The sequence below is a fragment of the Pandoraea fibrosis genome (genome assembly GCF_000807775.2).
Taxonomy (GTDB): Bacteria; Pseudomonadota; Gammaproteobacteria; order Burkholderiales; family Burkholderiaceae; genus Pandoraea; species Pandoraea fibrosis.
Genome location: NZ_CP047385.1, coordinates 1,227,271 through 1,250,291, shown reverse-complemented (window position 1 = coordinate 1,250,291; position 23,021 = coordinate 1,227,271). Strand labels below are relative to the sequence as shown.

At 57.5% G+C, this 23,021-nt stretch carries 28 protein-coding genes, 1 tRNA gene and 2 pseudogenes; 19 read left to right on the top strand and 12 right to left on the bottom strand.

Going from position 1 to position 23,021, the window contains the following annotated elements:
• The first annotated feature begins 97 nt into the window (after positions 1-97).
• The 3 genes from PI93_RS05635 to PI93_RS05625 all read left to right on the top strand — a co-directional run bounded on the left by PI93_RS05635 (position 98) and on the right by PI93_RS05625 (position 3,066).
• A complete protein-coding gene (locus tag PI93_RS05635) occupies positions 98-1,867 on the top strand; it encodes a ShlB/FhaC/HecB family hemolysin secretion/activation protein (protein ID WP_052241091.1) in 1,770 nt (589 codons plus the stop codon).
• 75 nt (positions 1,868-1,942) lie between these two features.
• Positions 1,943-2,446 (top strand): PriCT-2 domain-containing protein, encoded by a 504-nt coding sequence (locus tag PI93_RS25055; RefSeq protein ID WP_144400153.1) that lies wholly within the window; start codon positions 1,943-1,945, stop codon positions 2,444-2,446.
• Positions 2,374-3,066, top strand: a complete 693-nt coding sequence (locus PI93_RS05625) for a hypothetical protein (protein WP_039375206.1) — start codon at positions 2,374-2,376, stop codon at positions 3,064-3,066. Before PI93_RS25055 ends, PI93_RS05625 begins: the two co-directional genes overlap by 73 nt.
• On the opposite strand, the pseudogene PI93_RS05620 reads toward PI93_RS05625, so the two are convergent.
• Positions 2,993-3,142, bottom strand: a pseudogene (locus tag PI93_RS05620) (Arm DNA-binding domain-containing protein); the annotation flags it as partial. The gene PI93_RS05625 and the pseudogene PI93_RS05620 sit on opposite strands and share 74 nt — an antisense overlap.
• Before the next feature lie 752 nt (positions 3,143-3,894).
• On the opposite strand from PI93_RS05620, the gene PI93_RS05615 reads away from it, so the two are divergent.
• Positions 3,895-4,101, top strand: coding sequence for a hypothetical protein (locus PI93_RS05615; RefSeq protein ID WP_144400152.1), 207 nt, complete (start codon positions 3,895-3,897; stop codon positions 4,099-4,101).
• A gap of 106 nt (positions 4,102-4,207) precedes the next feature.
• Here PI93_RS05615 and PI93_RS05610 read toward each other — a convergent pair whose 3' ends face one another.
• Entirely contained in the window at positions 4,208-4,807 is a 600-nt protein-coding gene (locus PI93_RS05610; protein WP_039375202.1) for a hypothetical protein, read from the bottom strand.
• A 122-nt stretch (positions 4,808-4,929) separates the two neighbouring features.
• Here PI93_RS05610 and PI93_RS05605 point away from each other — a divergent pair, with 122 nt between their 5' ends.
• From PI93_RS05605 to PI93_RS05550, 13 genes are all read left to right on the top strand, one after another.
• Entirely contained in the window at positions 4,930-5,244 is a 315-nt protein-coding gene (locus tag PI93_RS05605) for a cellulose synthase (protein WP_039375201.1), read from the top strand.
• A gap of 100 nt (positions 5,245-5,344) precedes the next feature.
• Positions 5,345-5,572, top strand: a complete 228-nt coding sequence (locus PI93_RS05600; RefSeq protein ID WP_039375199.1) for a major capsid protein — start codon at positions 5,345-5,347, stop codon at positions 5,570-5,572.
• 63 nt (positions 5,573-5,635) lie between these two features.
• Complete coding sequence (locus PI93_RS05595; RefSeq protein WP_039375198.1) at positions 5,636-5,899, top strand: hypothetical protein; 264 nt, start codon at positions 5,636-5,638, stop codon at positions 5,897-5,899.
• 79 nt (positions 5,900-5,978) lie between these two features.
• Positions 5,979-7,397 carry a virulence factor TspB C-terminal domain-related protein gene (locus tag PI93_RS05590; RefSeq protein ID WP_144400151.1) on the top strand — a complete coding sequence of 473 codons (1,419 nt, stop codon included), beginning with the start codon at positions 5,979-5,981 and terminating at the stop codon, positions 7,395-7,397.
• Complete coding sequence (locus PI93_RS24935; RefSeq protein ID WP_268893812.1) at positions 7,394-7,519, top strand: hypothetical protein; 126 nt, start codon at positions 7,394-7,396, stop codon at positions 7,517-7,519. Before PI93_RS05590 ends, PI93_RS24935 begins: the two co-directional genes overlap by 4 nt.
• Entirely contained in the window at positions 7,516-7,794 is a 279-nt protein-coding gene (locus PI93_RS05585) for a DUF2523 domain-containing protein (protein ID WP_039375195.1), read from the top strand. Before PI93_RS24935 ends, PI93_RS05585 begins: the two co-directional genes overlap by 4 nt.
• Positions 7,791-8,642, top strand: a complete 852-nt coding sequence (locus PI93_RS05580) for a zonular occludens toxin domain-containing protein (protein WP_328803347.1) — start codon at positions 7,791-7,793, stop codon at positions 8,640-8,642. The genes PI93_RS05585 and PI93_RS05580 overlap by 4 nt, the downstream gene beginning before the upstream one ends.
• A 52-nt stretch (positions 8,643-8,694) precedes the next feature.
• The gene (locus PI93_RS05575) at positions 8,695-10,065 is read left to right on the top strand and encodes a type II secretion system protein GspD (protein ID WP_039375192.1); all 1,371 of its coding nucleotides are present in this window, start codon (positions 8,695-8,697) and stop codon (positions 10,063-10,065) included.
• Positions 10,066-10,421: 356 nt separating this feature from the next.
• Positions 10,422-11,207, top strand: coding sequence for a rolling circle replication-associated protein (locus PI93_RS05570; protein WP_039375257.1), 786 nt, complete (start codon positions 10,422-10,424; stop codon positions 11,205-11,207).
• A complete protein-coding gene (locus PI93_RS05565) occupies positions 11,141-11,410 on the top strand; it encodes a DUF4224 domain-containing protein (protein ID WP_080759488.1) in 270 nt (89 codons plus the stop codon). Before PI93_RS05570 ends, PI93_RS05565 begins: the two co-directional genes overlap by 67 nt.
• A gap of 277 nt (positions 11,411-11,687) precedes the next feature.
• Positions 11,688-12,434: a tyrosine-type recombinase/integrase gene (locus tag PI93_RS05560; protein WP_236105665.1), complete on the top strand. Its 747-nt coding sequence runs from the start codon at positions 11,688-11,690 to the stop codon at positions 12,432-12,434.
• A gap of 71 nt (positions 12,435-12,505) precedes the next feature.
• Positions 12,506-12,892 (top strand): hypothetical protein, encoded by a 387-nt coding sequence (locus tag PI93_RS05555; RefSeq protein WP_039375189.1) that lies wholly within the window; start codon positions 12,506-12,508, stop codon positions 12,890-12,892.
• A complete protein-coding gene (locus PI93_RS05550) occupies positions 12,885-13,967 on the top strand; it encodes a beta family protein (RefSeq protein WP_039375186.1) in 1,083 nt (360 codons plus the stop codon). Before PI93_RS05555 ends, PI93_RS05550 begins: the two co-directional genes overlap by 8 nt.
• Here PI93_RS05550 and PI93_RS05545 read toward each other — a convergent pair.
• The 8 genes and pseudogenes from PI93_RS05545 to petA form a co-directional block, all read right to left on the bottom strand.
• Entirely contained in the window at positions 13,964-14,746 is a 783-nt protein-coding gene (locus PI93_RS05545) for a sce7726 family protein (RefSeq protein WP_039375184.1), read from the bottom strand. The genes PI93_RS05550 and PI93_RS05545 overlap by 4 nt on opposite strands.
• A 207-nt stretch (positions 14,747-14,953) precedes the next feature.
• Positions 14,954-15,029 (bottom strand) — tRNA-Thr (locus PI93_RS05540).
• Between the two features lie 121 nt (positions 15,030-15,150).
• Entirely contained in the window at positions 15,151-15,609 is a 459-nt protein-coding gene (locus tag PI93_RS05535) for a ClpXP protease specificity-enhancing factor (protein ID WP_039375183.1), read from the bottom strand.
• A 76-nt stretch (positions 15,610-15,685) separates the two neighbouring features.
• Positions 15,686-16,297, bottom strand: coding sequence for a glutathione S-transferase N-terminal domain-containing protein (locus PI93_RS05530; protein ID WP_010808196.1), 612 nt, complete (start codon positions 16,295-16,297; stop codon positions 15,686-15,688).
• 83 nt (positions 16,298-16,380) lie between these two features.
• On the bottom strand, positions 16,381-17,100 hold the full coding sequence (locus tag PI93_RS05525) for a cytochrome c1 (protein ID WP_039375182.1): 720 nt from the start codon (positions 17,098-17,100) through the stop codon (positions 16,381-16,383).
• Positions 17,097-17,285 carry a hypothetical protein gene (locus PI93_RS25145; protein ID WP_442417674.1) on the bottom strand — a complete coding sequence of 63 codons (189 nt, stop codon included), beginning with the start codon at positions 17,283-17,285 and terminating at the stop codon, positions 17,097-17,099. The genes PI93_RS05525 and PI93_RS25145 overlap by 4 nt, the downstream gene beginning before the upstream one ends.
• Positions 17,276-18,370, bottom strand: a pseudogene (locus tag PI93_RS05520) (cytochrome b); the annotation flags it as partial. The gene PI93_RS25145 and the pseudogene PI93_RS05520, both read right to left, overlap by 10 nt.
• A 147-nt stretch (positions 18,371-18,517) precedes the next feature.
• Entirely contained in the window at positions 18,518-19,132 is a 615-nt protein-coding gene (gene petA, locus PI93_RS05515) for a ubiquinol-cytochrome c reductase iron-sulfur subunit (protein WP_039375180.1), read from the bottom strand.
• A gap of 417 nt (positions 19,133-19,549) precedes the next feature.
• Here petA and mscL point away from each other — a divergent pair, with 417 nt between their 5' ends.
• Positions 19,550-19,996, top strand: a complete 447-nt coding sequence (gene mscL / locus PI93_RS05510) for a large conductance mechanosensitive channel protein MscL (protein ID WP_039375179.1) — start codon at positions 19,550-19,552, stop codon at positions 19,994-19,996.
• A gap of 46 nt (positions 19,997-20,042) precedes the next feature.
• On the opposite strand, the gene PI93_RS05505 is transcribed toward mscL, so the two are convergent.
• A complete protein-coding gene (locus tag PI93_RS05505; protein ID WP_039375178.1) occupies positions 20,043-20,792 on the bottom strand; it encodes a Nif3-like dinuclear metal center hexameric protein in 750 nt (249 codons plus the stop codon).
• A gap of 18 nt (positions 20,793-20,810) precedes the next feature.
• On the opposite strand from PI93_RS05505, the gene PI93_RS05500 reads away from it, so the two are divergent.
• A complete protein-coding gene (locus PI93_RS05500) occupies positions 20,811-22,028 on the top strand; it encodes a Do family serine endopeptidase (protein ID WP_039375176.1) in 1,218 nt (405 codons plus the stop codon).
• 201 nt (positions 22,029-22,229) lie between these two features.
• On the opposite strand, the gene tatC is transcribed toward PI93_RS05500, so the two are convergent.
• Positions 22,230-23,021, bottom strand: a complete 792-nt coding sequence (gene tatC, locus PI93_RS05495) for a twin-arginine translocase subunit TatC (RefSeq protein WP_039375175.1) — start codon at positions 23,019-23,021, stop codon at positions 22,230-22,232.

Here is a 23,021-nt window from a genome sequence, read left to right as displayed (position 1 = left end):
GACACACCTCCCGTCTTTGACTTCGCTTTTCGATCCACGACTTCGGGTCGGGCTGGCGCTCGTCTTGTCTCCGAGAATCCTTTTCAGTTGCCTCGCAATGACTTTCGCATCACGTTGGTCAACAGCACAGCTTCGTCGCCTGGCTTTGGCTCTGCTCTCCCTCCCGCTGTCATTCGAGGCTACGGCGCAAACGTCGCCCGCGCCGGCCATCGATGCGGCTGCGTCGAATGCGCGACAGCAGCAACTGCTCGAGCAGCAACGTCAGGCACAGGAGCGCGCCGCCGCGATCAATACGCCAACGGTGCGCTCGGCGCTTCCGGCTGCAGACGGATTCCCTGCGCTTCCCGTGGAGTCCCCATGTTTTCCGATCGAGAGGTTTTCGCTGCACGTTCCCGAGACACTCCCGCAACGTGCGCAAGCCGCTGGTGCGTCATTGCTTCCTTTTGATCCATTTGCGTTCGCAACGGACTGGCTCGCGCACTATCAGGGCGAATGCGTGGGCCGCGAGGGCATTGCAGCGATAACGGCGGGGCTCACTAAGGCGATTCTGGCCAAGGGCTATGTGACGACACGCGTTCTCGTGCCCGAGCAAGACCTGACGACCGGGGAACTGAAGCTCATGCTCGTTCCCGGCATCATCGGGGACATTCGCTTCTCCGATGCATCGCAATACGGCACCTGGCGTACGGCGTTTCCCACGCGCCCGGGCGATCTCCTCGAACTGCGCGACCTTGAGCAGGGGCTTGAGCAGATGAAGCGCGTCGCAAGCCAGGACGTGACGATGCAGATCGTGCCGACGGAAGTGCCCGGAGAAAGCGATGTCGTCATCGACATCAAGCGAACAAAGCGATGGAGCGTCGTCGCCTCGGTCGACAACTCAGGATCTCGCGATACAGGGAAATTACAGGGTAGCCTCGCCCTCGGTATCGACAATCCCCTGGGCCTGAACGACATCCTGAATGTCGGCGCAACACATGATCTCTCGTTCGCTGATAAGCGCTTCGGATCTAACGGGTGGAATGCTTTCTATTCGATTCCATGGGGATTCTGGACCGCTACAGTGGCGGCTTACGCCAATCGGTATAACCAGCAAATTGCAGGCGTGAACGATACCTTCGTGACGCGTGGACAGTCGCAGAATCTCGATTTAAGACTGTCGCGCGTACTTCAGCGCAGCCAGAGCAATGTGCTGAGTGCGCACGTCCGGTTGAGCAAGCGCTTTGGCCGCAGTTTCCTCGAGGATGCTGAAATCGATCAGCAGTACCGGAACAACACCTTCATTGAGTTCGGTATCTCGGATCGTCACTACATCGGTGCCGGGCAATTCGACGGCACCCTTGCTTATCGGCAAAGTGTGTCGGGGCTTGGGGCCGCGCCGGACAACGCTTTGCCTGGCACGCCGACGTATCGCTTCAAGATGGCGGTACTTGACGCGAACCTCTCGCTACCGCTCGGACAGTTGCCACTGCGTTACGTCACCACGTTCCACGGCCAGTTCACCAACGACGTTCTGCACTACATCGACGACATGAGTATCGGCAGCCGCTATACCGTTCGCGGATTTGACGGTGAATCGTCCCTTGCTGCGGAAAAGGGCATTTACTGGCGCAACGAATTGCAGTGGGCACTTGGAGCGTCTGGCGTATCGCTCTTCGCCGGTGTGGATTACGGGCGTGTCAGCGGCCCCAACGCGCAATACTTGGCCGGGACACAACTTGCGGGCGCAGTCATTGGCGTACGCGGCAATACCAAACTCCCATTCGGCTTTGTCGCTGGTGAAGTATTTTTCGGCACCCCGATCTATAAGCCCACTTCCTTCCAAACCGCACACACTACGGTCGGATTCTCGCTTACCGCACAGTTCTGATCGCGCATAGCGCGCGGACCACAACCAAAAATCAGCGTCACCCGTTCGCACGGGAACGTGTAACTCGCAACTAATATGGGAGCAGGCACCGCGATCAACCTGCCAACGCGATTGCACATTTTTTTAACGTGTCCGTTGCTACTTCGCCAGAGAAACAATCAAGAACTTGTTGGTGAGCGCGCTCCCGCCGATAGCCGCCTCGTCTGGCTCCATATCGGTATGGCCCTCCACTCCTTTCTGCCCGGTGAGCACGGTAAAACGTTGTGGGATGAATGGGCGCAGAAGGTTCGTGACCAGTATGACCAACCGTCACAAGATCGTATGTGGCGCAACTTCAAATCGTCTGGCGGCGTCACCAAGGGAACGCTCTTCTACCATGCGAATTTGTTCTCGCAGGGCAGTGCGTTAGCGGACGTCCCTTTCACAGAGAGCGCGCGCTCGCGAACCTGTACGTTGCGACCAATCGAGGGGGAGTCGCATTTGACCACCATTCCGGTGACTGGTGGGTGTTCGAAGGCATCTGGCAGAAATCCCAGCATCTGGCACTTCGCCGTTGCAAGGACATGGTTGGATGCCTGATGGAAACGGCGAAGATGCACGACAAGGAAAAACAGGGATGCTTTCTGCCCGCAGTTCAGCGTCACGCAACGGCTTCCGCGCTCTCGGCAATTCTGCGCCAGGCGTCCCTTGAGGCGTCCCTGGAAATTTCCACTTCACGATTCGATTCGAACCCCGACCTGCCGGGCGTCGAAAACGGCGTGATCGAACTGCTGACGGGACTCCATCGCCCTGCTTGCGCGAGCGATTTCTTCACACTGCGCTGCGGCGCGGCCTATGATCCCGACGCAAAATGTCCTGAGTTCACCAAGTTCATCGCGAGCATCGCCGAGGGCGACACGAACTTTGCGAGCTACATCCAACGCGCGCTTGGCTACAACGCGTTCCCGCGAACAGGTGTTCTCCTCATCATCGGTCCTGGCGGTAACGGCAAGGGAGTTCTCCTGCGGGCCATCACGAAGGCACTCGGTGATTATGGCAAAACGGTTGCGCCGAGCTTGCTTCAACGCGCATACGCGAGCAACCCGAATTCGCCTAGTCCGGCTGTCATGGCGTTGAAAGGCTCGCTAGCCGGTACGCCATGCGCCAATATCGCGAGCCGTTCGGCTGAACGTGGAGGTACATTCCCGCACCATCCGTAAGCTTGCACGGCTCCGCAGCGGGCTTGGCATTACGAACTGCCGTGTCTGTGAGCGACGTGACGCAGTACCAACATATTCAATTTTGGCACCAGCAAATATACCAGCACTTTTTCCGGGCGCTGCCGGACATATCAGCACCATCGAAAACAAAAAACCCCGCGAGATCATTGATCTCACGGGGTTTTTTGATGCCACCGGATGTCGATGGACTTGAATATGGTGCCGGCTGCAGGACTCGAACCCGCCACCTGATGATTACAAAGCACCATCAAATTCCTTATAGATCAATGGCGTTCCGCGATTTTCGATCTACAAAGAGTCGTTGAGGCGCCTCGCTAGAGGCTGACGCAGCGTGGCACGCGAATCGTTTGTAGAACGGGCGGGCTGGAGATCAACGCGTGCTAGACGATATGTGAGGCGTGGGCCTAGTATCTATTTGAGCGATCGCGCTGATCGCTCGCGATCCGACTTCACACCCTGGGGGAAGCGATGTTCAAATCACTGATTAACCGACTGTCCAACCCTAAGAAGCGCTCCTATGGAGACATGCCAAGCGCGATGCTGGTGGCTCTCGGCGCAACCAGCTTCTTGATCGCGGGGTACTTTGGAATGGCGATGGCCGACGTGGTACCCGAGTACGTCAAAGTCGCCAATCGAATTCCTCTGACCCAATGGGGGTGGACCGGTTGGTTCCTAACCGTTGTTCTCGCATTGATGGGTACATGGATTTGGCATTTCGGCAATGTTGCATTCCGATGCCATACCGTCCTTCGGGACCGTTGGTATACGTAAGTCCCGGATTGGTCAGATCTGAGCCAGAGGTGCGCTATGAGCACGAAATCAACAGTCAAGATGTGGTCGTCTGACGACGACTCGGAGTCGATCCACGTCTATGAAGACGCCATCGATGAGCAAGCGGTTTTCTTAACCTTAGAGGGCGTGGCGTTCGAGGTGTCAGCCCTTAAGAGCTTCAAACCATCCGTCTCGATTCGTCTTAGTCGCGAGCAGGCGAAAGCGCTCGGAATCACCTCGTAACTCTCAGTAGCTTGGGCAAAGGCCTCAGACCGATGCCCGCCCCTCCCTTCGTCCAGCCTCAGTGCGGGGTTGACGCTGATTGTCGAGCGATACGCAGGGTGCTGCTTTAGCGCGCCTTCTTCTGCGACCTCAGTTCAGCTAAGCGGTCTTGGTACTTCTGCTCTTTGAGTTCGTGAAAGAGGGCCTTCGCTTTATTGAATTTCTGCTCGTAAATGGGATCCAGCGGCTGATCCAACACAGATAGATCAATCTTGGCTCCCTTCGCAGTTCGCGACTTTGGCTCAGCCATCGGCCCCATCAGCTTCATGATCGCCTCGTAATCCGGCTCCAACGCAGATAGGTCTAGTCGCTCCTTCCGATTACTGCGCCGCGCTAGCTGATGTTGGAAGTACGCATTTGCTATTGGCGACTCCTCATTATCGGGCTCGATCAAATCGTCGGCCGCGCTTGGCGGCGCAACGTGTCCTGCCTCGGGGTCGGTAATCCCCGTCAGTAGCCAAAACGCATATTGCGGCCAATTCTTGGCCAAGCCCTCGAGCATTGCCCCGCTCGGCACGGCCCCTTCTCGAATCCAAAAGCTACGCCAGGTAGCTGCATGCACGTCGGTGACATCTCCAAGCTCCTTGAATCGGCGAGCCGGGTTCGTCACCGCGCTAATGATGTGCATCGCGCGAGCGCGCGAATCTTCAGTCCCGAGTGTTGACATCGCGGAAGCTCCGTTCTATATTTCGTCAAAATTATTCGTTATTTTTAACGATTAATTTTACGTTTCCAAATTTTCGTTCCCTGATTATCGGTCCTGCGGGACATTTTCGCCACGAGGCTGCTATGAGCAAACAAAAACTGACCATCTTGTCCGTCAACACCCGTTCCGGCACGAGCCAAAAGACCGGACGTGCGTACACCATCCGTGAAGCCCAGTGCATCTTGGAACAAGCTACCGACGGCGTTGCAAATATCGTCGTCGGAGTGATCAACCTTCCCGATGCGCTTGCTGACCGCCAACCCGGTGAATATCTCGCGGAGTTCGCGCTTGCTCAGGGAAACGGTACAGACGCTGGACGTCTCGTCCCTCGCATCGTTTCGTTGGTGCCATTCGGGCAGAACAAGGCCAAGCCCCTCGCTCAGTCTGCAACTGCCTGACCCCGCCACCTTTCGCTCAAATTTCCGACGCGCGAGCATCTGGCCCTCGCACGCGCGTCCCTATATCTGGGCCGAATTCGATTCAATCTGAAGGTCTCACATGAAGAACATCCAAAAGAAATTCCTCTCGCTTTCCATCGCCGCGGCTGCGGCTCTCGCAAGCTCCGTGTCGTTCGCCCAAACCACACCGACCGGAGTCGACTCGGCTCCCATCGTTACGTCCATCAACGGCGTACAGCCGACGATCATCGCTATCGGTGGTGCCGTGCTCGCCGTCGTGGTCCTGGCGTGGGGCTACAAGGTTGTGAAGGGCTTCCTCGGCCGCTAATCACAGCGGCAGTTAATGAGAAGGCGCTGAAGTATCCAGCGCCTTTTCTTCTGGGCAAACGAAATGGCGCTTTCCGGTTTGGTTTGTGGACCTGCTGACGAACCCGGCGTGACCTATGCGGAAGTCGGCGGCCAGCACGTGAAATGCGGCGCTGACTCAGCGGGCAACGAGATGCTTATCCACGTCGCGACTCTCTCGGACTCTCAACCCGTCGCTGGCGGCGAAATCGTCGGCTTGCAAATTGGTGGTGCGGTACTTGGTGTCATGGCAGTTGCTTGGTGTATTCGCGCCATCCGCAATCACTTCGACTCTACCGGGGAGGCGTGAGTGCTCTGGTTCTATGAATGTGTCGGCATCGTAGTTCTGACGTGCTGGGCAATCGGCGTCATCCTTTTCTTCTGAGCAGATGAAAAAGATCATCATCTTGTTTGCGCTGGTCGCGATGCTGTGTCAACAGCAGGCGGCTCAGGCTCAGGCGGCACCAGTGCTCATGCCCGTATTCAATGCGGTCATCAATCGCGCTGTTGCGTCCGGAATTGTGGCGAATCTTGCCCGACGCGGGATCACTGTGGCCGCAAACGACGCCACACTACTCAACACTCTCTCGTTCGTTGGAAAAGCCGCAAACGACGCATCGTATGTGAGCCTTGCTGCCGGAACGGTCGCCACCGTCGCCGGAGCGCCGGTATGGCTGGCGACAGCAGTAAGTCTTGGCGTCATCGCTGCCGCAGGTGCGATAGCGTGGGGGGTATACAAGCTATCCCAAGTCGGCGACAACCCGGCACAGAGCCTCAAGCTCGCCCCCGACACTCCATCGGCCATACAAGACCCACCACCAGCAGAAGCCGGAAGTTGGACCGCGTTCACGCGTCCGACCTGTAACCCGCAAGTCACCACCACTTGCACAAACCCTCTGCCTTCCAATTATCCGTATTGGGACAACGGGTACCCGAACTCCGGCACGGTCGTAGGGTGCGTGAGTGGACTTGACTGTGCAAAGCAAGTTGCGGATGCAAACGTGGCATTTCAGTCGCAAGCGGTGAAGAACATCACGGTCACAATTACTCAGACCAGTCCGACCGGATCGCCGGAACCGCTCTCATATAAGGTCTTGCTCAACTGGACGCCATTACAGAACAATCCCACTCAGATTGGCACTGAGATAAACGTCAGCCCCTCGAAGAACGCCAACTATGTAAAGCCGCTCAAGACAGAGACCGGAAGTATCACGACGCTTCCGCTTACTCCTGCGATGCTCGCTCAGCCATTGCCGCAATCGCTAACCGCGTCTATTACTGACGCTCTCTGGCGCAGTGCTGCGGCACGTCCAGACTACAACGGCTATCCATACTCGCCTGTAAATCCTGTCACATCAGGTGATGTGGCGTCCGCGCCCGTTGCTCCCACATGGAGCGATCTCGTGCAGGGGTACCCCAAGCCGTTTGGTGCTCCGACCGTGCCGATTTCGTCGGACATATCAACTGGGCCGGGTTCGCCTACAGATCCCAACCCGCCTAGTACGGGCAACCCTACCAATACGGATCTCTGTAAGGCAAATCCCTCCGCATCCGCGTGTGCGCCGCTCGGCAGCGCACCGCCCGCGCCGCCTCCACAGCCGGTATCAAAGGACGTTTCGCTTACCCCTTGGTCAGTTGGGCCGAGTGATGGTGCATGCCCGGCGCCGATCGTTGTGAATGCGTTTGGGCAACAGATTTCCTTCTCGCTCGATCCGCTTTGTTCTCTGGTTCAAAAACTCCGTCCGCTCGTTCTCGCTATCTGCGCACTCGCGGCAGCCATCATTTTTGTCATGGGAGTCTCGTCATGAAATTTCTCATCGCTGTGCTTTTGATCGCGGTGCTCGCCATCGCGTATATCGGCTCGTCTCTCAAGTCCGACGTCGACCGCGCTAGCGCCCGCTCGAACGCCATTACTGGATTGCTCCGATGAGCTGGGCGACGTGGCTGCTTTCTCTTGTCCAGCCGTTGATCGCGCAAGCGCTCCTAGCACTCGGTGTGGGCGTCGTGACCGTCGCAGGAATCAGTCTCGTGGTCGACAAGCTCATGTCGTGGGTCGTCGGCGCAGTAGGTGGCCTTCCCGCCGATCTCATGAACCTACTTGCCATGGGAGGCGTATTTCAGGGCATGGGTTACATCGGAGGCGCTATCAGTGCTCGTGTCGCGATGGCTGGTGCGTCCAATTTCAAACGCTTCTTCATCAAATGATCACGTTAATCACTGGCACTCCGGGCAGCGGGAAAACGCTCTATGCCGTGTGGCTTATGCAGAAGGAGCTTCGTTCGGGTAGACGGCTCGTTGTTGACGGTATCCGAGATTTGTCTCTAGAGCACGAGTTGGTCGACGAGACATGGGTGCGTGATTGGTACACACATTGTGAGCAAAACGACCTAATCGTGGTTGATGAGGTCCAGCGAATCTGGGGACCAACGCCGGTCAGCGTCAAAGCGACAGAAGACGTCGAGAAACTGCACGTCCACCGTCATAAAGGGGTCGATTTCATTCTCATCACGCAGCATCCACAGCGGATGAGCAAAACGATCCGCGATCTCGTCGGAAGACATGTGCACGTTCGTCGCCTGTTCGGTGGTCGACGGGCAATGCTCTATGAATGGGATCACTGCCACAACCCGAACACGGGGCTTCGCGACGCGGTGAAAACCATGTGGGGCTATCCGCGCGATGTGTTCAATCTGTACACAAGCGCGGAAGTCCACACGAAACAGAAAGCGGTGATTCCGAAAGCTCTCTTCGTGCTTCCAGTTGCCGCACTCGCCGCAGGCTTGCTCGCGTGGAAAGGATTCCTGGGCGTGTCCGGCGGGTTTGGACTCAAGAACGGCGGTCCCCAATCTCCGTCGACAACTGAAGGAGCGCCGACTGATGTATCTCGCACATCGTCGTCGCCCAAAGCTGTCGTCTCGTCAACGTGGCGGTTCGTTGGCCGCTACGCGATAAACGGAAAGGGCTACGTTCTTCTCGCTGACAAACAAGGTCGGTTGCGCCGCGAGATTCTGACGTTTTCACCGGGGAGTCATTGGGCACGCGTGGGGTCTTAGACGGCGACATCGTTTCCGCATGGTCCGGCGTTAGTGCCGCGGAGAAGCAGAAATGAAAAAATCGATTATCGCGCTCGCCGCAGCATTACTCAGCGCAAGTGCTTGCGCGGCAGAGACCCAATTGCCCCTGCCTCCTCGATTCGACGCGACGCTTTTTTCCGCATCTCCCGCACTGCCTACGACTCCCATCAAAGGAGTTCAACGCTCCCCTAGCGGTGCTTTCGACTTGCGCTATGTGAACGTCGGGCAACTCGTGGATTTTCTGTATAGCGAAGCATTGGGGGTGCCGCACGTCATTAGTTCCGACGTATTGCAAGACACTCGACTCGTGTCATTCCGATATGACGGGAAAGGTCGCGACCTACATTCGTTCGTGCTCGATTTTTTAGATTCGCAGGGATTCGCCGTCACGTCTAAATCCGGCGTCGACTATGTGTCACGAAAGACGTACGACGAACGGAGGAAGGTAGCGCAATCACTGTTTGTTTACCGCCCGAGATTCCGTACCGCCGCATATCTTGCTCGCGCGGTCGAACCGGTACTAGGTGCAAGGACTCTGGCATTCGCACGCCCTCTCGCAGATAGAACGGAATCAGATACGTCCGCGTCGCCGTCTGATGGCGCGGCTGTTGGTCAACCGGGAAATCCGCCGCCGCGCGCGGCACTTTCTCTTTCCGCCGCAGATGAGCTGACCTGCCTGTGCACCGACGAAGAGATCAAGCGCGTGGTCGCAGCATTGAAAGAGATAGACGCTGCCGCCGGGGAGGTATTAATTCGCGGTTGGGTGTACGAGGTATCAAACACGCGAGCAAATAACTCCGCGTTCAGCATTGCCGCCCGTGCGTTTGGGACTTCCATGTCGATGTCAAACGGCGCCACGGACAGCGACCCCACGGCACTTCGCTTCTCAAGTTCCGGTTTGGACATGGCGCTGTCGCTGCTGAACGCTGATACGCGCTTCAAGCAAATAAGCGATCCGCATGTTCGCGTCACGTCAGGCGAGCGGGTTCGCCTCAATGTTGGGTCACGCGTACCGACGCTCGGAAGCATCAGCTATCAGGGTGCTTCAGGGACACCTATTCAGTCGGTCACGTATCAGGACGCGGGCCTGATCTTCGAGGTCGAACCAGTCGTCATGCAAGAGGCCATAGAGGTCCGTTTGACGGAGCAGATTTCCAGCTTCGTGCCGACCACCAATGGAGTGAACAACTCACCGACAAAGAACACACGAGAAATTAGAACGACCATCAGTGCAAAAGATGGTGAGGTCATATTGCTCGGCGGGTTGGTGCAAGACGGTGATTCAGCAACGAAGAACAGCCCCGGCTGGTTGCCCTCGTTTCTCGACGGACACAGCGCATCCAGCGGCCGCACTGAAGTGGTTTTGGTGTTGCAGGTTCAACGTGTGAAGGGCGGCGGGTGATGAGTGTGAGTCGACGTGTGCCGGGGTCAAGGCTCGCGCAGCGACCCGCAGGGCTCGGCCTTGACGCCGCGTTGCCACAAAGACGCTCCGAGCTTGGGCTGGGTCGGCCGGAGGTCGGCGCGGCCCATGCGAAACATTCTGCGCAAGTGGGCGGGCTGCGACGCCCGAGTGTGCGCAGCGGCAGCGCGGTCACTCGGGCGCGCGGAGCGCGCCTAGATTTATATCAGTAACACTTAACGTACGAGCAGATGGTGAAGCTCGAAGAAGAGAGCCTCAACACCATCGCAAAAAAAGAAAAGCCCCGGCCGCTGCAACGGTTCGGGGCTAGCACAGCCACACGACAATCTGGAGTTGTCATGCTTGAAACGAGTATATCGGACTGGGTAGCGTTCCGTCGAGAGTGGTTGATCAGGGGCCGGGACTTTGGTGATGGACAAGTCGAAGTCACCGCCACGCGATTTGATCGGTATATGGGAGCCCAGCAGCTGCACGCGATGCCGAAAGCAAAGCGCGGCGAATCAGAAAACACAGAAGAAAATCAACTCGCTGCGGCAAAGCGAGCAAAACAACAGGTCCGACTTCGCTGCAAGGCCATTGGCGCGGATCGCATGATCACTTTGACATACCGAGAAAACATGGAAGACCGTGACCGTCTGAAGCGCGATTTCGATGCTCTTCGTCGCCGCTTAGGCAAGTTCCAAAATTTTCAATACGTAGCCGTCTCCGAACGCCAGAAACGTGGGGCATGGCATCTGCACGTTGCAGTGAAGGGCAGGCAAAACTATCGCGTTTTGCGCTCCATCTGGCATTCAATCGTTGGCGCAGATAACGGCAACGTCGATGTGCGCAACCCATTCAAGCAAAGAGGGCTACGTCACAAGCTGGCCGCTTACCTCGGCAAGTACCTCACAAAAGACTTCGCAGAGCACAAGATGAACGAAAAGCGCTATTGGACGAGCAGAGGCATCGTGGTTCCTGAGCGGCATCCAATCGAACACATTCTGTGCAATGACCCGGCGAGGGCAATTTTGGTCGCTTTCGAGGCAGCAAAGGCAGTCGGGGCAAGTTTGGATCAATGTCAGGTGTTTTGGAATCAGGAGTTAGGCTGTTTCTGGTTGTCCACGAGGGAGTCACTAAATTGACTGCGATTTTTTTATCTTGTGAAGAATTAGTAGTACTTACTGGTAGAAAAGTTAAATCAAAACAAATCGATACGTTGCGCAGCATGGGCTTGCCGTTCTTTGTAAACGCTTGCGGCCGTGCCGTAGTGTCCCGAGCCGCAATTGAGGGGCTACCAGCGACTCGCTCCTCTGAGACGTGGGCACCGCGTGTGTTAAAGGGCTAGTACTGTGGGGCGAAAACCGACAAAAAATCTCCATTTGCCTCCGAGGATGCGGGTCAAAACGACTGCGCGGGCGAGGTCTTATTACTACTACGACATGGGGGGAAAGCCGCGCAGGTGGACAGCTCTGGGAGGTGATTTCGTAGAAGCATTGCGACGTTATGCCGATCTAGAGCAAGGCAATCAGTTGCGGAAGCAGCTCATAACGTTTCGTCACGTCGCAGAGCGTTATGTCAGGGAAGTTCTCCCGCGTAAAGCCCGCGAAACTCAGCGCACGAACATGCTTCAGCTGAGTCGCCTTTACCTCTTCTTTGACAATCCCCCTGCCCCACTTGACGGAGTTAAGCCACTCCATATTCGGCAGTATCTTGACTGGCGTAAGGATGCGCCCGTCTCCGCCAACCGGGAGATTGCGCTGTTTTCGCACATCTTCAACAAGGCTCGCGAATGGGGAGCGACCGACCTTGCTAATCCATGTATAGGTATTAGGAAGCACAGGGAGGACGGGCGAGACATCTATATCGACGATGACCTGTATAAGGCCGTTTGGGACAAAGCCGACACTCCGCTGAAGGACGCTATGGATCTCGCATATCTAACCGGCCAGCGCCCTGCTGATGTATTGAAGATCGACGAAAGAGATATCGGAAATGGGATTCTGGTCATACGGCAAAACAAGACCGGCGCTATAGTTCGCATCGAAATAGTTGGCGCGTTAGCCGCTCTTCTGGACCGCATTTCGCATCGGAAGTCGAGACTTGGCATCCACTCCACCCGCGTGGTCATCGACGAGCGCGGATACGCCTTGGGTCAGGCAGCGCTTCGATTTCGATTCGACCGTGCTCGCAATGCTTCGGGCATAAGTAAAGAGTCGTTTCAGTTTCGAGATCTCAGGGCAAAGGCCGGCACTGACAAAGAAGACGCCAGCGACCTCCGAGCGGCCCAAGCGCTTTTGGGGCATGGCAGCGCCGTGATGACGGAGCATTACGTCCGCAAGCGCGGTGTCAAGGTAACACCGACGAAATAGCTCAACACTAGTCCGCCGTGTAGAATCTGGTTGACTAATCTCCGCTTAGACGGTCATCAGACTACAAGAGCATGAACTACGATCGACTTGTTTCAATCATCAGTTTGGGCATTGGTGTCGGGGGCATCGCACTGAGTATTTATCTAGCTCGCCCTACGAGTGACGTGCAATTGCTGGCCGTCTCGGGCTGGGGTTCTGCTGCATTCCTAACTTTTCTTCTTGGATGGCGCGGACTATCGACTGTCGAACGGCTCGAACGCGCCCTTTCTGACGCACGAGACGAAACCATTCGGGCAAAGAACGACGCCATTGAGTTGGCCAAGGATTTGAGTACGTATCGCGACATCGCGACTGCACTGACCGGGGTTATCAACCCCGAACCAATCCGAGAGAATATCCGTAAGAAGTTAGCAGCGTATTCTGATCAACAGGGCGAGTCGGGAGAGCAAGATGAGTAAGAGCATATTCTCGGATTTTCGGTATTTCCCGATTCTCCGCACGCGTCAGGCGGAACTGGCCGGATTTTCGAAGCTCAGCGACGATCAGAAGGATCAGATTCTTCCACTAATCACGCTTGGAAAATGGCGTAACACGGACGGCGTGGAGAAGGCACTTGAGAAGGTCGAACAATGCCTTGGTAAAAGGCAATACATGCTCGACTTATCGAAGGACGGACAGCACCAAAATGACGCTGTGCGTGATCTGATGAACCCGGAAAAGGGGTTCGCGAACTGGTTGGCGTTTGTTAATCAAAGGCCTGAAGTCGTGCCCGTTGTGCAGTTGTCTCCCGATGCGCGTGTCCGCGATATCGTCAAACAAGCCCAGGGCTTGGAGCGATCAGGAAAGGATCCCGTTTTTCGCGTCAGAAACTACCAATCCGATTTGGATCACACACTCACAGCGCTGTATGCGCTGGATGCTCCGGAGAATGCACTTGTTGTGCTAGACGCTGGTTATATTCGCGATATTTCCACGAAGCGCATCAAATCCGGCGTGTTGGAAAGTGTTCTACGCTCGATTAATCGTATCGTTGAGGAAGTCCCGGAGGTTGCTCGCGTGCTAGCGGGCACGAGCTATCCTCGATCCGTGACTCAATTTCTACATAAAGGCTCAGAAACAAGCGGCAAGATCGACATGCTTGAACATGTCTTATATGAGGAGATCGGGCCGGACATCGTTATGTATGGTGACCACGCGTCCATCCACTCGGTCGTTTATGACGATGAAGGCGGCACGTTTTTACCGCGTCTTGATGTCCCATGGGACCACTCATGGACCTTTGAGCGGCGCCCGGGCAGAAAAGGGGACGGCTATGCAGAAATTGCAACGAAACTGCTGGACGATCACCCCGATCTGCAAACAAATCCTTGCTGGGGTGCGCAAATGATACGGAACACTGCAAACGGCACCGGAGAGACAATTAATGGCGCCGTCACCGCTATATCCGTGCGAGTGAATTTGCACATCACCTATCAGCTCTCCGTGTTTGGCGCGCGGACCAATCAATCCGGCGAGGAGGACGATTGGCTTTAATTCACCGTCGGCACTAGCACATGAGTCGGCATCCCTTCCGGGATGTCCCCATCAGGAAAAAAGCGCAGCAGATTTAGCGGTCTGCGTTCGTAGTGAGGCGGCTTGCGCTGGGCATCCTGCACCAGCATCGCCGCTTTTCGCTTCAGTGCAACGCGGCTCAGATCGTCAACGTTGGGCGGTTGCTGCTGATCACCGCCGACTCCGCCGACGTATCCCGCAAACGTATCCCGGTACCTCGTTTTCACGCTCGACAAAACTTCGCGGCGGATGAAAGCTAGCGGGAGCGTCTCTGCAAATTTCACTAGTTCGCAACGGGACAAGTTTGACGTTTTGCCTATAGCGTCGCGTGACTTAACGATCTGTACAAGCTCACTCTTTAGAAGAAAATCACAGAGTGCAGCCTTGTCAGTAATGGGCTCGAGACGCCCCGGTCTGCGCACCCGGAGCCGCGTCACGCCACCTCTCGTCTCGGTCGCCTCCCAAACAGCGACACGGTCGGGTGAATGTGCGAGTGCATGTTCAACGAACTTTGAAGACAGGACGAGTGTGACCTTGTCGAAACGGCTCAGGTAAACCGCCATTTGACCTTCGAGGCGACGCAGCGAATCTAAATCGCTTTTGATTTCGATTGCGTGCAGGTGTCCATTTGCAACAACTAGGTCAGCTCTTCGGTCTGCCTTTCCAACAACCATTTCGCTCACGACAACGGCATCTTGCGCAAGAGCTTGCGGCAAGAGCTTATGTAGTACGGCCTTCTTGATGTCGCGTTCGCTGAGCATGGACGGAACTATTGACGCTCACTGCCTCGGAGTCAAACTAAGATGACGCCTTGTTGCTGAAATCGGACGATTCGTCGATGAAACTAGCAGGATCGGTTTCTGCGAGACGTTATCCGCCCGGTACGTCGATTCGGCAATTTGTAGAACAGCGCTACGATTGTAGAACAAAAAAATAGGGGCTCCATCACTGGAACCCCTATTGATATTTGGTGCCGGCTGCAGGACTCGAACCCGCCACCTGATGATTACAAATCAACTGCTCTACCAGATGAGCTAAGCCGGCGAAGTCGCGTATTGTAACCGATTCATCGGCTACTGCGGCTACCTGATCGTGAAAAATCGTCCGTCCATGCAAGCGATTAGGCCAATGCTCAAACGCATCGGCCCGTTCGCCCGCAATCGCGTTACTTCACCACCTTCAGGCGGGCCCGCCCGGCATTACCACCCGCCGGTGCGTTGCCGCCCGGACGCGGCGGCTCCGGATCGTCGTCGCCCGGCGCCTGCACCGATGGCACGGCTTCCAGCTCCGCCCCCTCTTCCGCAGACGCCTGCTTGTCGACCGGGAATGCCATCCCCTGACCATTCTCACGGGCATAAATCGCCAGCACGTTCGGTACCTGCACTTCCACCTTCTGTGAGATACCGCCGAAACGGGCGCTGAATTCAATCCAGTCGTTGCCCATCTGCAATCCGCTCGTGGCGTCGAAGCTGATATTCAGCACGATCTCGCCATCTTTCACAAACTCGCGCGGAACTCGCGTCTTGGCATCGACATGCACGGCCAAATACGGTGTGTATCCGTTGTCGGTACACCACTCGTACAGCGCGCGCAGAAGATAAGGCTTGGTAGACGTTTCAGGCATATGACCAACTCACCCCGCCGCGAAACCCGCTCACCACCCTCGGCAAGCCAGCTTCGTCAGCGAGCAATTCAACGCATTAGCGACGCATGACCTTTTCAGACGGCGTCAGCGCTTCAATGTACGCCGGGCGGCTGAAAATCCGCTCTGCATACTTCATCAACGGCGCAGCATTCTTCGACAACTCAATGCCGTAGTGATCCAGACGCCACAGCAGCGGCGCAATCGCCACGTCGAGCATCGAGAACTCTTCGCCCAGCATGTACTTGTTCTTCACGAAAATCGGCGCAAGCTGCGTCAGACGATCGCGAATCGCTCCACGCGCCTTCTCGTGCGTCTTCTCAGCCGCCTTGCCCTTCTCGTTCTCGAGCGAGCTCACATGCACAAACAGCTCTTTCTCGAAATTGAACAGGAACAGGCGCGCACGCGCACGCTGCACCGGATCAGCCGGCATCAACTGCGGATGCGGGAATCGCTCGTCAATGTACTCATTGATGATGTTCGATTCGTACAGAATCAGGTCGCGCTCGACAAGAATCGGCACCTGACCGTACGGGTTCATCACCGCAATGTCTTCCGGCTTGTTGAACAGGTCGACGTCACGGATTTCAAAATCCATGCCTTTTTCGAACAGAACCAGCCGGCAACGCTGGGAGAAGGGGCACGTAGTGCCCGAGTACAAAACCATCATAGCGCGTCTTCCTTAAAAACCAACGGGGCCGGGGCGGGAAACCGACGCTTCCCAAACCCTGGCCCCGTCGTACAGACGTTATTTTACTTCACGTCCTTCCAATAGGCCGCATTCAGGCGCCAGGCAAGTACCGTAAAGAGTCCCAAGAACAACAAAACCCAGACACCCAACTGCCGGCGCGTGCGCTGCGCCGGTTCCGACATCCAATCCAGATAAGATACCAGATCAGCCACGGCAGCATCGAATTCCACCGGTTTCATCGTCCCTTGAGTGATCTGCACATACTGCGCAGGACCATGCTCAGCGCCCTCCACATGCTTCAAAGCGCGCTGTCCCTGCAACTGCCAGAACGGGTTCGGCATGCCCACATTCGGGAACGTCAGGTTGTTCCAACCCGTCGGCCGGGCATCGTCCCGATAGAACGTACGCAAGTAGGTGTACAGCCAGTCCGTACCCCGCGCCCGCGCCTCGACCGACAGATCCGGCGGTGCCGAACCGAACCATTCCTTGGCGTCTGCCGTGCGCATGGCCACGGTCATCGTCTCGCCAATCTTGTCCGTCGTGAACAGCAGATTGTTCTTGATCTCCGTGTCCGACAATCCCAGATCTTTCAGGCGCGAATACCGCATCGACGCCGCCGAATGGCAATTGAGACAGTAGTTCACGAACAGCTTCGCACCGCGCTGCAGCGAGGCCAGATCGTCGATCCGATTGGGCGCCGTGTCGAGCGGCACACCCTCTTCAGCAAAAGCCGGCGCCGTGAAACCACTCAGGAGCGCCAGGATAAGCAACAGTTTTCTCATCTTGATATCCCTAGTCGTCGTTTGCGTGCGCTCAGTGCGCCGCGAAGGTCACGCGCTCCGGCACCGGCTTGAATGTGCCCCGCTTGCTCCAGAGCGGCATCAGCCAGAAGAATCCGAAGTAGTACAGCGCGCCGACCTGCGAGATCGCGGTCTTCACGGGCGTCGGTTCCTGGATACCCAGATATCCCAACACAGCAAAAATGACGACGAGAATACCCAACAGCACCTTGTGGAAGCCCGGACGGTAACGAATCGACTTCACCGGACTATGGTCCAGCCACGGCAGGAAGAACAGCGTCACTACCGCACCGCCCATCACCACCACGCCCCAGAACTTGGCTTCGGTCAGGTACATCGCCAGCAGCAGCAACACCACGCCGCCAGACGCCGCGACCTTCGTCGTCGCCGCCGCCTTTCCCTTGACCCACCAGATGGCCGTGACGATCACCGCCAGCACCATCAGCACGTGCTTGAAGTCATCGGTCGTGGCGCGCAGCATCGAGTAGAACGGCGTGAAATACCACACCGGCGCGATATGCGGAGGCGTCTTGAGCGGATCGGACGGAATGAAGTTGTTGGCTTCCAGGAAGTACCCGCCCATCGTCGGCGCGAAGAACACGATCGCCGAGAAGACCATCAGGAACACGCCCACCCCCATGATGTCGTGCACCGTGTAGTACGGATGGAACGGAATGCCATCGAGCGGCCGGCCGTTGGCGTCCTTCTTGTCCTTGATCTCAATACCATCTGGGTTGTTCGACCCGACTTCGTGCAGCGCGATGATGTGCGCGACGATCAGCCCGATCAGCACCAGCGGGATGGCGATCACATGGAACGCGAAGAAGCGGTTGAGCGTAGCGTCCGACACCACGTAGTCGCCACGAATCCACAGCGAGAGGTCCGGGCCGATGAACGGGATCGCCGAGAACAGATTCACGATCACCTGCGCGCCCCAGTACGACATCTGCCCCCAGGGCAGCAGGTAGCCCATGAACGCTTCGGCCATCAGGCACAGGAAGATCAGACAGCCGAACACCCACACCAGCTCGCGCGGCTTGCGATACGAGCCGTACAGCAGTCCGCGGAACATGTGCAGATACACCACGACGAAGAACATCGAGGCACCCGTCGAGTGCATGTAGCGGATGAGCCAGCCCCACGGCACTTCGCGCATGATGTACTCGACCGACGCGAACGCGAGGCTGGCGTCTGGCTTGTAGTTCATCACCAGGAAAATACCGGTGAGAATCTGGATCACCAGCACCAGCATGGCCAGCGAGCCGAAGAAATACCAGAAATTGAAATTCTTGGGCGCGTAATACTCGGACGCGTGCTCCCGCCAGAGCTGGGTAAGGGGGAACCGACGGTCGATCCAGCCCAGCAAGCCCGTCGTATCGACCTGTTTGTCGGCGGCCATTTACGCTTCTCCTTTTTCGTCTTTACCGATCACGATCTTGGTGTCGTTCACGAACATGAAACGAGGAACGTCGAGATTCTTTGGCGCCGGCTTGTTCTTGAAGACGCGGCCCGACATATCGTAGGTGGAACCATGGCACGGGCACAGGAAGCCCGGATCGTGGCCCAGCGCGGCGTTGGTGTTCGCCTGATAGGGGCCGGATGGGATACAACCGAGGTGAGTACAGATGCCGACGACCACGAGCAGGTCCTTCTGCTCGGTACGCGCGCGGAACGCGTTCTTGCAATAGTCGGGCATCGGGTAGGAAAACGTTTCCTTGGAGTCCGGATCAGCCAGCTCTGCCGTCACTTTGGACAGCGAAGCCATCTCGTCCGGCGTGCGGCGCACGATCCACACAGGCAGTCCCCGCCACGCCACGGTCATCTTCTCACCGGGCTTCAGATTGCTGATATCGGCCTCGACCGGCGCCCCGCCTGCCTTGGCGCGCTCGGACGGTTCCAGGGAACTGACGAAAGGAACCAGTGTTGCAACGCCGCCCACGCCTCCAGCTACGGACGTCGCAATCAACAGATTCCGGCGGCTACTGTCGACGGCCTTTTCTTGATTGTCACTCATCACAAGCCCCACACGGTTGAATTGGTATTTCCGTCAACCTGAAATCATACGCGAGCGCAAATGCCTGAAACAACGGCAAAACGCCCCAGTCTCCTAGTGGTTTTCGCGTATTTTCAAAGGATTAACGTACCCTGCGGGTGGCAAACGCTCACCCGGGGTTTCGCTTCTGGGATGCTGCACGAGAACCGCTATGATCGCTGCTTTCGTTGACGCGTGCACGACATTTAGTCATCATTTTCCTTGTCTCACCCCGGTGACATCGTGCGCGGCCTGTGGCAAATGCGTGACAATGCTTGTCGCGACCGACGTCGCTGGCGTGTGACCTCGCAGGGAATTACCGGTCAATCAATGCCAATTCATAAGGGCTGGCGCAGCGATGCTCCCCCCGGTCACTCATCAAAACAGCGGAGGAATGGCATGAGTTTCATGTCGGAATTCAAGGAATTTGCCGTCAAAGGCAATGTGATCGATCTGGCCGTCGGTGTGATTATCGGCGGGGCCTTCGGCAAGATCGTCGACTCTGTCGTCAAGGACCTGATCATGCCGATCGTCGGTGCGATCTTCGGCGGTCTCGACTTTTCGAGCAAATTCATCCTGCTCGGCAGCATCCCCCCGGACTTCAAGGGCAACCCGACGTCCTACGCCGATCTGACCAAGGCCGGTGTGGCCGTTTTCGGTTACGGCAACTTCATCACCGTTGCCCTCAACTTCCTGATTCTGGCTTTCATCATCTTTCTGATGGTCAAACAGATCAACCGACTCAAGCGCCCGGCACCGGAAGCCCCGGCCGCACCGGAGCCCACCCCGGAAGATATCGTTCTGCTGCGCGAAATCCGCGACAGCCTCAAGAAGCAGAACGGGTAATACCGTCAGGGCGGCGGCCTGCCGCCCTGCCACGGGCAGGCTCAGGTCAGACCGGGTTCGGCATATCGAAGAATCGGTGTTCCAGCCCGAAACGCGCCGCGACATGTTCGCCTACGGCCTTCGCGCCGCCTCGTTCTGTCGCGTGGTGTCCCGCCGCCAGATATCCCACGCCGCTCTCAAGCGCGAGATGCTGCGTCGGCTCGGACACTTCGCCACTGATATAGACGTCAGTCCCGGCCGCGATCGCCGCTTCGAAGAAGCCCTGCGCACCACCGGTACACCACGCCACCCGGCGCACCTCCCGATTCGGCTCACCTAGCATCAGAGGTGCGCGACCCAACCGCGCCTCGACATGAGCCGCCAGCGCGGCCAGTGTCGTCGGCTGTGCCGGCGTACCGAGCCAACCGAGCTGATCCGGGCCGAAACGGCTGCCATCGTCGGTGAAACCCAGCAATTTGCCGAGTTGCGCGTTGTTGCCCAGTTCGGGATGGGCGTCGAGCGGCAGATGATAGGCGAACAGGTTGATGTCATGACCGATCAGCACGCCCAGACGACGGCGCTTCATCCCGGTAATGCGGGCATCTTCGTTCTTCCAGAAATATCCGTGATGGACGAGAACGGCATCGGCCCCCCAATCGCGGGCGGCCTCAAGAAAAGCCAGGCTGGCGGTCACGCCACTGGCGATTTTTCGGATGTCGCTGCGCCCTTCGACCTGTAGGCCGTTCGGGCAGTAATCGCGAAATTGCGCGATTTGCAGGGTATCGTTCAGATACAATTCGAGTTCAACACGATTCATATAAGGTCTCGCTCTTTCATGCTCAGACGCTTCTGGCTACTGTTCGCGCAAGCGGTCACCGTGCTGCTTGCGTTGCTCTTCATCATCGCCACTCTCAAGCCTCAGTGGCTGCAACGCCAGGGTTCGTTCGGCAAGCAACTGGCCAATCCGATCATCGCCTTGCAAGAAGTCGCGCCCAGTCTGTCGGACAAGCCGGCGACCGGCTCGTATGCCGACGGCGCACAAAAGGCCATGCCCGCGGTGGTCAGCATTTTTTCCAGTAAGGAACAAAAGCAAAATCGCGATCCGCGCCTCGATGATCCGCTGTTCCGCTATTTCTTCGGCGACGGCGGCGGTACGGTGCGACAAGACCCGGTGTCGAGCCTCGGCTCGGGCGTGATTGTGAGCAGCGAAGGCTATATTCTCACGAATCATCACGTGGTGGACGGCGCCGACGAGATCGAAGTCGCCCTCGCCGACGGCCGCAAAGCCCGCGCCAAGCTGGTCGGCAGCGACCCCGAGACCGATCTGGCCGTGCTCAAGATCACGCTCGACAACCTGCCCGCCATTACGCTCGGCCGCATGGAGCAGGTGCGCGTCGGCGACGTTGTGCTCGCCATCGGCAACCCGTTCGGCGTCGGTCAGACGGTCACCATGGGCATCATCAGTGCGCTCGGCCGGAATCACCTCGACATCAGCACGTTCGAGAACTTCATTCAGACGGATGCCGCCATCAACCCCGGTAACTCCGGCGGCGCACTGGTCGACGTGAACGGCAACCTGCTGGGAATCAACACGGCGATCTACTCGCGCAGCGGCGGCAATATGGGCATCGGCTTCGCGATTCCCGTGTCGACGGCTCGCTCGGTACTCGAGAGCATTATTACCACCGGTGGGGTTACGCGTGGCTGGGTCGGCGTCGAGCCGCAGGACATCACCTCGGATATCGCCGAGTCGTTCGGCCTGCAACAAGATTCGGGCGTCATCATCGCCGGGGTTGTGCAAGGCGGACCGGCCGACAAGGCAGGCGTTCAGCCAGGCGACATCCTGACCAAGGTGAACGACGAGTCGATTCGCGACACCACCGAATTGCTCAACGTCATTGCCCAGATCAAGCCGGGTGCGCAGGCCAAGCTGCACGTCACGCGCAAGAAGAAGGAGCTGGATCTCACCGTGATGATCGGCAAACGCCCACCGCCGCCCAAGCGGCCGGTGCAGGACGAAGACGACGGTAGCGACGACAACAGCGCTGACTGACGGCGCCAGGCTCCCGGAGGGACAAAACGGCTGCGCTTCGGCGCGGCCGTTTTCGTTTGGGCGCCGTCCTGAGCAACGGCGATCGGCGCGTCCCGTCCCCGTCCAATAAAAAGGCACGGGCCTCGGCCCGTGCTTTCATGTCTTTTCCGACGATCCCGCGAGCGGTTTGCGCGGCGACCGTTCAGGTGATGTCAGATGACGTTACGGCGCCGCCTGCCCGTTCTCCTCGCTGCCTTCCTCCTCCGTGCGCCCCTGCTTGACGAAGATCCGTGCCGCGATCAGGCCCAGTTCGTAAAGGATGATCAGCGGAATAGCCAGCATCAGTTGCGAGAGGACGTCCGGCGGCGTGACAACGGCGGCCAGCACGAAAGCGCCCACCACCACATACGGCCGAATCTGCTTGAGCTTCTGGAGACTCACAACGCCCATGCGGGCGAGCACCACGACGACCACCGGCACTTCGAAGGTCACCCCGAAGCACATGAACATCGTGAGGACAAAACTCAGGTAATTGTCGATATCGGTGTTCATCTCCGCACCCAATGGCGCGTTGTAATGCGCCATGAAGTGGAACACGGTCGGGAACACGAGGAAGTAGGCGAACGCCATACCGAGCAAAAACAGCGTGTAGCTGCTGACGACGAGCGGCATCACCAGCTTCTTTTCGTGCTGATACAGCCCCGGCGCCACGAACGCCCACGCCTGATACAACACGATAGGGAGCGCCACCACGAACGCGACCATCATCGTGACCTTCATCGGCACGAAGAACGAGCCGGTGATGTCGGTGACGATCATCTTGCCGCCGGCAGGCAGCGATTGCATCAGCGGGCGGGAGAGCAGACGGAAAATGTCCGGCGCCCAATAGACCAGCGCGAGGAACACCACGATCACCGCCGAACCCGCACGAATAATGCGATTGCGCAGCTCGATCAGATGCGAGATGAAAGTCTCTTCGGTGCCCCCGTCGGGGATTTGCTTGTCGTCGCTCAC

Coding starts and splice junctions, on each gene's coding strand:
- PI93_RS05635 (WP_052241091.1), top strand. CDS start 98: ATGACTTTCGCATCACGTTGGTCAACAGCACAGCTTCGTCGCCTGGCT.
- PI93_RS24935 (WP_268893812.1), top strand. CDS start 7,394: ATGAAATTTCTCATCGCTGTGCTTTTGATCGCGGTGCTCGCCATCGCG.
- PI93_RS05575 (WP_039375192.1), top strand. CDS start 8,695: ATGAAAAAATCGATTATCGCGCTCGCCGCAGCATTACTCAGCGCAAGT.
- PI93_RS05605 (WP_039375201.1), top strand. CDS start 4,930: ATGAGCAAACAAAAACTGACCATCTTGTCCGTCAACACCCGTTCCGGC.
- PI93_RS05530 (WP_010808196.1), bottom strand. CDS start 16,297: ATGATGGTTTTGTACTCGGGCACTACGTGCCCCTTCTCCCAGCGTTGC.
- PI93_RS05535 (WP_039375183.1), bottom strand. CDS start 15,609: ATGCCTGAAACGTCTACCAAGCCTTATCTTCTGCGCGCGCTGTACGAG.
- PI93_RS05570 (WP_039375257.1), top strand. CDS start 10,422: ATGCTTGAAACGAGTATATCGGACTGGGTAGCGTTCCGTCGAGAGTGG.
- PI93_RS05525 (WP_039375182.1), bottom strand. CDS start 17,100: ATGAGAAAACTGTTGCTTATCCTGGCGCTCCTGAGTGGTTTCACGGCG.
- PI93_RS05500 (WP_039375176.1), top strand. CDS start 20,811: ATGCTCAGACGCTTCTGGCTACTGTTCGCGCAAGCGGTCACCGTGCTG.
- PI93_RS25055 (WP_144400153.1), top strand. CDS start 1,943: ATGGGAGCAGGCACCGCGATCAACCTGCCAACGCGATTGCACATTTTT.
- PI93_RS05545 (WP_039375184.1), bottom strand. CDS start 14,746: ATGCTCAGCGAACGCGACATCAAGAAGGCCGTACTACATAAGCTCTTG.
- PI93_RS05615 (WP_144400152.1), top strand. CDS start 3,895: ATGAGCACGAAATCAACAGTCAAGATGTGGTCGTCTGACGACGACTCG.
- PI93_RS05590 (WP_144400151.1), top strand. CDS start 5,979: ATGAAAAAGATCATCATCTTGTTTGCGCTGGTCGCGATGCTGTGTCAA.
- PI93_RS05565 (WP_080759488.1), top strand. CDS start 11,141: ATGTCAGGTGTTTTGGAATCAGGAGTTAGGCTGTTTCTGGTTGTCCAC.
- PI93_RS05560 (WP_236105665.1), top strand. CDS start 11,688: ATGCTTCAGCTGAGTCGCCTTTACCTCTTCTTTGACAATCCCCCTGCC.
- PI93_RS05505 (WP_039375178.1), bottom strand. CDS start 20,792: ATGAATCGTGTTGAACTCGAATTGTATCTGAACGATACCCTGCAAATC.
- PI93_RS05595 (WP_039375198.1), top strand. CDS start 5,636: ATGGCGCTTTCCGGTTTGGTTTGTGGACCTGCTGACGAACCCGGCGTG.
- PI93_RS05550 (WP_039375186.1), top strand. CDS start 12,885: ATGAGTAAGAGCATATTCTCGGATTTTCGGTATTTCCCGATTCTCCGC.
- PI93_RS05555 (WP_039375189.1), top strand. CDS start 12,506: ATGAACTACGATCGACTTGTTTCAATCATCAGTTTGGGCATTGGTGTC.
- mscL (WP_039375179.1), top strand. CDS start 19,550: ATGAGTTTCATGTCGGAATTCAAGGAATTTGCCGTCAAAGGCAATGTG.
- PI93_RS05585 (WP_039375195.1), top strand. CDS start 7,516: ATGAGCTGGGCGACGTGGCTGCTTTCTCTTGTCCAGCCGTTGATCGCG.
- PI93_RS05580 (WP_328803347.1), top strand. CDS start 7,791: ATGATCACGTTAATCACTGGCACTCCGGGCAGCGGGAAAACGCTCTAT.
- petA (WP_039375180.1), bottom strand. CDS start 19,132: ATGAGTGACAATCAAGAAAAGGCCGTCGACAGTAGCCGCCGGAATCTG.
- PI93_RS05600 (WP_039375199.1), top strand. CDS start 5,345: ATGAAGAACATCCAAAAGAAATTCCTCTCGCTTTCCATCGCCGCGGCT.
- PI93_RS05610 (WP_039375202.1), bottom strand. CDS start 4,807: ATGTCAACACTCGGGACTGAAGATTCGCGCGCTCGCGCGATGCACATC.